Annotated in this window: 8 protein-coding genes; 1 reads left to right on the top strand and 7 read right to left on the bottom strand. The window is 33.2% G+C overall.

Annotated features, from left to right (window positions below; translation table 11 throughout):
• From RWQ74_RS08380 to manA, 3 genes are all read right to left on the bottom strand, one after another.
• Window positions 1–1547, bottom strand: a 1547-nt coding sequence (locus tag RWQ74_RS08380; RefSeq protein WP_314397841.1) for a sodium:solute symporter, incomplete at its 3' end; no start/stop codon positions are given.
• Window positions 1548–1813: 266 nt separating this feature from the next.
• Window positions 1814–2692 (bottom strand): N-acetylneuraminate lyase, encoded by an 879-nt coding sequence (locus tag RWQ74_RS08385; RefSeq protein ID WP_314397842.1) that lies wholly within the window; start codon window positions 2690–2692, stop codon window positions 1814–1816.
• A gap of 434 nt (window positions 2693–3126) precedes the next feature.
• On the bottom strand, window positions 3127–4074 hold the full coding sequence (gene manA, locus RWQ74_RS08390) for a mannose-6-phosphate isomerase, class I (RefSeq protein ID WP_314397844.1): 948 nt from the start codon (window positions 4072–4074) through the stop codon (window positions 3127–3129).
• A gap of 197 nt (window positions 4075–4271) precedes the next feature.
• Between manA and RWQ74_RS08395 the strand changes: the two genes are divergently transcribed.
• On the top strand, window positions 4272–5135 hold the full coding sequence (locus RWQ74_RS08395) for an ROK family protein (RefSeq protein ID WP_314397846.1): 864 nt from the start codon (window positions 4272–4274) through the stop codon (window positions 5133–5135).
• Between the two features lie 315 nt (window positions 5136–5450).
• Here the strand turns inward: RWQ74_RS08395 and RWQ74_RS08400 are convergent, their stop codons facing one another.
• The 4 genes from RWQ74_RS08400 to RWQ74_RS08415 form a co-directional block, all read right to left on the bottom strand.
• Window positions 5451–5654 (bottom strand): hypothetical protein, encoded by a 204-nt coding sequence (locus tag RWQ74_RS08400; protein WP_314397847.1) that lies wholly within the window; start codon window positions 5652–5654, stop codon window positions 5451–5453.
• A gap of 308 nt (window positions 5655–5962) precedes the next feature.
• Entirely contained in the window at window positions 5963–6190 is a 228-nt protein-coding gene (locus RWQ74_RS08740; protein ID WP_399540770.1) for a transposase, read from the bottom strand.
• 97 nt (window positions 6191–6287) lie between these two features.
• On the bottom strand, window positions 6288–6413 hold the full coding sequence (locus RWQ74_RS08410; protein ID WP_314397849.1) for a hypothetical protein: 126 nt from the start codon (window positions 6411–6413) through the stop codon (window positions 6288–6290).
• A gap of 180 nt (window positions 6414–6593) precedes the next feature.
• Window positions 6594–7104: LPXTG cell wall anchor domain-containing protein (locus tag RWQ74_RS08415; protein ID WP_314397850.1), on the bottom strand; the 511-nt coding region annotated here is incomplete at its 5' end.

Here is a 7104-nt window from a genome sequence, read left to right on the forward strand (position 1 = left end):
GCTTCTTTTACGTATTCTTGATCTTTAGTGTGAATAGTAAGTCCAGTGATATTTTTAGTAGATTTGAAGAAGAAACTACAGATATAACCGAATACTAATGCACTTAAGAATGAGAATCCTGAGAAGATGAATGGACTTTGTTTAGCATAAGTTGTGAAGTCTTGGATGTACCAACATACAAGCCCTGCAACTACTAATCCTAATAATGCTCCAGCTCCGTTTGCACGTTTAGTGAAGATACCAAGTGCGAATGTACCAGCTAAAGGCACTCCTAGAAGTCCGATATATTTAAGGAATAAATCCCAAGTTTCTTTTTGGTTAGTGTTTACGAAGTATAGTGCTGCGATTGTTCCTAATACCCCTGCTACAATGATGATAACACGAGCTAATAAAACGTCTTGTTTTGCATCTTTACTCAATCCGAAGAAACGTTGTTTAATATCAACTGTGATACAAGCTGAAATTGAGTTTAAGCTTGATGCAATAGTTGATTGCGCAGCTGCCAGGATAGCTGCGATAACTAATCCTGCAACCCCTGCAGGTAATGCTGTTAAGATAAAGTAAGGTACTAAAGCTGTTGTGTTAGCTGCTTTACCTACTACTTCAGCGTTCATGAAGTCTGGTAATTTAGTTACAGCGTGGCTACCTTTGTAGAAACTGTATAAAACTGTTCCCATTCCGTAGAAGATTGGAATAGAGATAAATGCTAATAATCCGTTAGTCCAGATTGATTTGTTAGTTTCTTCTACAGATTCAGTAGTGCTATAACGTTGAACTACGTCTTGAGATGCTGTATATTGTTGTAAACTGTTAAATACTGATCCAATGAAGATAATTGGAATAGTTGAAGCAGTTAATGACCAGCTAAATTTCTCAGCAGTTACAATTTTACCATTTGCTAAAGCATCTTGAGTAATGTGACCAAATCCACCAACTTCATATGCACCTAAGATAATTACTAAAACAGCTCCTCCAAGTAAAATAATACCTTGGATAACGTCTGTCCAGATAACCCCTTCTACCCCTCCTAAGAATGAGTAAACTACACAAAGTAATCCGATAACCGCACATACTAAGAATGGGTTAAGTGTAGATACCGATGTGATTGCAACTGTTGGTAGATAAATAACGATAGCTACACGTCCAATATGGAATAGTGAGAATAACACACTTCCTACTACACGTACGCTAGGATTAAAGCGTTCTTCTAAATATTCATATGCTGTAGTTACATTTAATTTTCTAAAGAATGGAACATAGTAATGAATTAATATCGGAATAATCGCAATAATTGAAAAGTTCCCTGCTGCATATGTCCAGTCTCCGTTAAATGCTTTTTCTGGCGTCGCCATAAATGTAATAGCTGATAATGTTGTTGCATAAATTGAGAATCCTACTGCCCAAGATGGAATATTTCCTCCAGCTTTGAAGAATTCATCCGTACTTTCACCTGCTTTTTTAGTGAAATAAACCCCAATTGCTAGCATAGCAATTAAGTAAATCCCTAAAACTATACTGTTAAGTGTACCAAATCCTATTTTGTCCATGGTACTCTCCTCCTATTTTTTCTTAAATAATATTTTTTCTGATATTTGGGAAGGGGAGCAACTCAAAAATCATGATTTCAAAGAAATAGATTTTGTTAAGTCACCCCCGCACAGTTTATTAGATTTCAAAAAAACTTTTATAAAGCGATTTTTGAAATCAATAAACCACTGCGTCTATGAGTTATCATATACACTTTTTTAAAAAAAATTTAGGACTTTTAAGTCTCCTCTTCCCACCCCTAATTTTTTACCCCTTAGTTTTAAAATTATAGGTTATAATTTTTAACTAATTTTTCTACTTCTGCTAATTTAGCTGGATCAAATGATTTCATAGGTTTTTTACAAGTTCCTGCATCAATACCTTTAACTTTTAAGATTTCTTTAAGAGTTTGATATAAACCTAACTCTAATACTTTTTCAATTACATCATTTGCTTCATGTTGAAGTTCGTAAGCTTCAGCAACTTTACCTTCTTTAGCAAGTCTGAAGATTTCTTGGCTTCTTTGTCCGTTAACATTGTATGTAGAACCGATAGCTCCATCTACTCCAGTAATAGCAGCTTGAACTAACATTTCATCGAATCCAGACCAAATTAGTTTGTTAGGGAATCGTTTTCTGAATCTTTCTAATTGATAGAAGTCTGCTGCAGTGTATTTAACACCGATAACTTTTTCATCTTCTAATAATTCAGCGAATTGATCTAAACTAATTTTAACTCCCGTTAAGAAAGGAATGTAGTAAAGAATCATGCTATTATCCGTGGCATCGATAATTGTTTTGTAGTAATGTTTGATTTCGTTAAATGATAGCGGGTAGTAGAATGGAGTAACTGCTGATAATGAGTCGTATCCTAATCCTGTAGCGTATTTAGCTAATTCTACCGCTTCATTTAAATCCAAAGATCCTACTTGAGCGATAAGTTTAACTCTATCCCCAACTACTTCTTTTACAAATTTAAAAATTTGTTTCTTTTGAGCAGTGTTTAATAAGAAGTTCTCCCCACTACTTCCGTTAACATATAAACCATCAATTTTACTTACATTGATGTTATGTTCAATAACCTGTCTCAGCCCCTCTTCTTTAACCTCACCATTTTCATCAAATGGAATAAGTAAAGCCGAATATAATCCTTTTAAATCTTTCATTATAATAACCTCCGTTATTTATTTTTAATATTATGCATTTATTTAACACATTAAATTTTAATACACTTACATTTTAAAACGTTTTCTTTAGTTTGTCAATAGAAAAAACTTAAAAAACTCTATTTTTTTGAAAACCTTTTAATTACTGTTGTTATTATCATGTTTATAACACAATATCCTAATCACTCCGGTTGACGCTTATATAGTATATGTAAATCTATCGTCTAGTCTTATTATCTCTATTTAATACATTAAACTCCTCTTTTTAAAAAATAAAAAACGACTCACAAGTCATCATTTTATAAAAATCAGACTTACGCAGTCGCTTCTGTTAGCCTTTATTTATTACTTTAAAATTTTTAAATCAAACGTTATCAGGTAACAACTAAATACAAAAAATTTAACATTAAATTGATTATCTTTACTTTTAATACCTATCTATCATAACTTCCTACTAAGAACATATTTCCTTTTAATGTGTATTTACTGCAATCAGTTGTTAAAATAAAACTATCTCCTTTTTTCACATCATAAATGTTACCGTCTATTTCTACACTTCCTCTACCATTAAGGACGGTAAATAGATTTCCTGTTCTAGTTTTTTCTAGGGAAACTTGTTCTGCTACTTCGACTTTAAACACAGAGAAGTACTTTTCATCTGCTAAGTATGTTACTGTAGCCCCTTCTAATTTTTCCTCTTTAGGAGTTGTAGTAATTTTTTCAAACGGAACTTTCGTCACATCTTTTGTTTTCTCTATATGAAGTTCACGTTTATTGCCATCTTTATCTACACGATCATAATCATATACTCGATATGTTGTATCAGAATTTTGCTGTACTTCGTATATCAATATACCTTCTCCAATCGCATGAAGAGTACCCGCTGGAATATAGAAGAAATCTCCCGCTTTTACCTCTTCTTCTATAAACAGTTCTTGCCACTGTTCACCATTTATTTTATCATTGAACTCCTCTTTTGTTTTAGCAGTATGTCCATATACTAACTTAGCGCCTTCTTTGGCATCCAGTACATACCAACATTCCGTTTTACCAAGTTCGCCATTCTCATTTTTACGTGCATAGTCATCTTCAGGATGCACTTGTACTGATAAATTATCACTAGCATCTAGAATTTTAATCAATAGTGGGAACCTATCATAAACTTTCTCAGTAAATAAAGTAGGTTGTTTCTCATAAGCTTCTTTTAGTGTTAAACCTGCTAGCTCACCGTTTATTATTTTTGAACTACCATTATCATGAGCCGCGATAACCCATGCTTCTCCAATATTCCCTTGTGGAATAGAAAAATCAAACTTCTCTAAATTACGTCCTCCCCATATTCTTTCACAAAATACAGGCTCTAAAAATACTATTTTATCCATTTTATTCTCCTTAAACAATTCTAACTTCTAGTTTATTATACACCAGTCACTATTTTTTATACAGCATATACCTTTTATTATTTTACAAGAAACAGTTTTCAAAATATTAATTTTATGGTAATATATCGTTGTATAGAAATTTAAAAAATCATTAACATTAAAGATAATTATGTCTTTATTAAGAAAGTAGGTATATTATGTTATTAGGTATTGATATTGGTGGGACAAGTATAAAATTTGCTGTATTTGATGAAAATCACAAAATCGTACATTACGAAACTTGTAAAACACCTGACAATGTGACTGTAAAAATTACTGATGAAATGTATAGAATCGCTAGTAAAATCCGTGAAACTTATAACTTCTCAGCGGCTGGTATTTCTGCAGCTGGTGTTATTGATAATGTTCACATGGAAGTTATTCGTTCAGCTCCAACTATCAAAAACTACCTTGGAACTAACTTTAAACGCGATTTTGGAGATAGACTAGGTATTCCAGTATACGCAGATAACGATGTTAACTGTGCATTACTTGGTGAACAATGGCTTGGTGGAGCTAAAGGATTAGACGAAGTATTCTGTATGGCTTTAGGAACTGGAATCGGTGGGGCTTACTACCTAACTAGTCTTCCTTTCGGATCTAACTTCGGTGTAGGTGAAATCGGACAATCTCTTTACGATTTCGACACTAAAACTACTTACGAACAACGTGCTTCTACTATCGCTCTAGACAGAAAAATTAAAGATGAAATGTACGAAGGACTTAGCGTTATCGAATTCTTCGATCTTTGTAAACGTGAAGATACAACTGCACTAAAAGTTCTAGACGAATGGTTATTCGAACTTGCTCGTGGTATTGTTAACTTACTATGTATCCTAGATCCTAAGTACATCGTAATCGGTGGGGCTGTTTCTGCTCAAGGAGATTACTTACTGAAAAAACTAGAAGCAAAAGTACGTGAACTTCACCCAATCGAAAACAATCAAACTAAATTCCTAGCAGCTGAATTAGGAAATGACGCAGCTCTATACGGAGCTATTAGCCCATTTGTAGAAAAGTAAGATATTAAAACCTCTTCCCTCTCTTGGTAATACCCCCCAAAAATTTTAACAAATTTTGGCTCTTTATAAAGTGCGGGGCATAGGAGAAATTCACTCTAGAAATCTAGGCAGCATTTTGCTGCTTAGATTTTTTCTTACTTTCATTCTTTCATTAAGTTTGACATTATTTTTATACTCAGAAACAAATAATCTAGACATAGTTAAAATACGTAATCTGAAGTTGTTAAAGCTGGGAGTTCCTCAAAAATCACGATTTCGAAGAAATTGATTTTGTCAAGTTACCCCCGCACAGTTTATTAGATATCTAAAAAGCTTTTATAAAGCAAATTTAGATATCAATAAATCACTGCGTCTATGAGTTCTTATATGAACTTTATTAAATTTTAGGACTTTTTGGTCAGCCCCCTTTAATAGTTTTATTTTATTATTAAATCCTTCTAATGTACCATTATAATACTCATATTTAACAGCTGTATTTATAGCCTTAGCTACACCTTTAGATAGTCCTTTAGTATCCATATCTATATACCTCTCTAATTTTACAGAATCTTTAGCTTTAATAGTTTCTCTTATCTCGTGTACTCTCTCATAGCTAGCTATAAACTTAGCATCTATAGCTAATATATAATCTAATACCTCTTTTCTAGTTACATAACATTTAAAGCGTAAGCGTATAATAACGAGGTATATTGAAAAAGAGCCCTTTGCCTAGCGCGGAGAGCTCTTTCTTATCTACAAGTTTCTTGAATATTTTTATTTCATGACAAATAAGCCTCTAGAATCTCATTTTTTTCTAAAGTGTCTTCATTTGATGAATTTATTAATAACTAGTTGGTGTATTTTTCTGAATCTAATCCATTTCGTTTGGCAGTTTCGAGTAAAGTCATTATGATGGCACTGGATTGTGCTCCTTCAAAACTTTGGGAGAATAACCAATTCTTTCTCCCTATTACCAATGATTTTATCGCTCGTTCTGCTAAATTATTCGAAAGAACAAGATTCCCAGCTTCCAATATAGTTCGAAATGTTGTTTCGTATTTCAAACTATAGTCCAATAGCTTTGCCTAATTTACTATCAGGTAGTACAGAGTGCTCGCAACACCAATCAAAAAATTCATCCATAATTGGTTTTATTTCTTCTCGTTTTTGATGTCACACCTCTACTGGTAAGGTATCCCATTCCATTCTCTCCTTACGGAGCTTCAGCAGAATAGCATTAGATTTCCCTTCTTTTTTTGATGAATAGCCAATGTCTAATGATACAGTTTGTTTTGACATTTTATCTTCCTCCATTTCTTCTTTATGTTTGTATTATAAAGAAATTTTTGTTGGAGGATAGATACCTAGTTATTGGATGCTTACTTTTCATAATCAACCGTACTTGGTAAAGAACCAAAAAAGCCCTCGATTTTTTCGAGGGCTTTTTACTATACTTAAAGATTTATTATAAACTTTAAATTAGTTTTTATCGTTTTTACGACGTCTTGCTGCAAATAATCCACCTAGGATTCCTAACCCTAATCCTGCTAATCCAGTATTAGTTTCAGTTGTACCTGTGTTTGCTAAACGCTGTCCTAATTTAGCGTTTGTAGCTTGTGCATTAGAATTTCCGTTTATTTCACTAGTACCATTGCTTCGATTATTAACTACTTTAACTTCTACTAAGTCGCTTCCTGGGATTACTACTACTTTTCCATCTGGATAAACAATTGTAGCATCTCCTTTTGCTGAGATTGTAATCTTCACTTTAGGATCTTTAAGTTTTGGATTCGCTTTAATTAATGCTTCTTTGACAGCTTCTTTTTCTGCATCTGTTAAGTTGCTTGGATCTTTAACTAGTGTTCTCTCTGGTGCTTTAACTCCTCCTTTAAGCTCTTCTTCTACAGCTTTGCTTCCTGGAATTGTTGCTTTTGTTCCGTCTGGTAATGTTACCGTTACTGTTCCATCTTTTCCTACTTCTACTTCTGTA

The organism is uncultured Gemella sp. (assembly GCF_963525165.1).
Taxonomy (GTDB): Bacteria; Bacillota; Bacilli; order Staphylococcales; family Gemellaceae; genus Gemella.

Bases quoted from the DNA above. Each gene is read 5' to 3' on its own strand.
- RWQ74_RS08385 (WP_314397842.1), bottom strand. From the start codon at position 2,692: ATGAAAGATTTAAAAGGATTATATTCGGCTTTACTTATTCCATTTGAT.
- manA (WP_314397844.1), bottom strand. From the start codon at position 4,074: ATGGATAAAATAGTATTTTTAGAGCCTGTATTTTGTGAAAGAATATGG.
- RWQ74_RS08395 (WP_314397846.1), top strand. From the start codon at position 4,272: ATGTTATTAGGTATTGATATTGGTGGGACAAGTATAAAATTTGCTGTA.
- RWQ74_RS08400 (WP_314397847.1), bottom strand. From the start codon at position 5,654: ATGGATACTAAAGGACTATCTAAAGGTGTAGCTAAGGCTATAAATACA.
- RWQ74_RS08410 (WP_314397849.1), bottom strand. From the start codon at position 6,413: ATGTCAAAACAAACTGTATCATTAGACATTGGCTATTCATCAAAAAAA.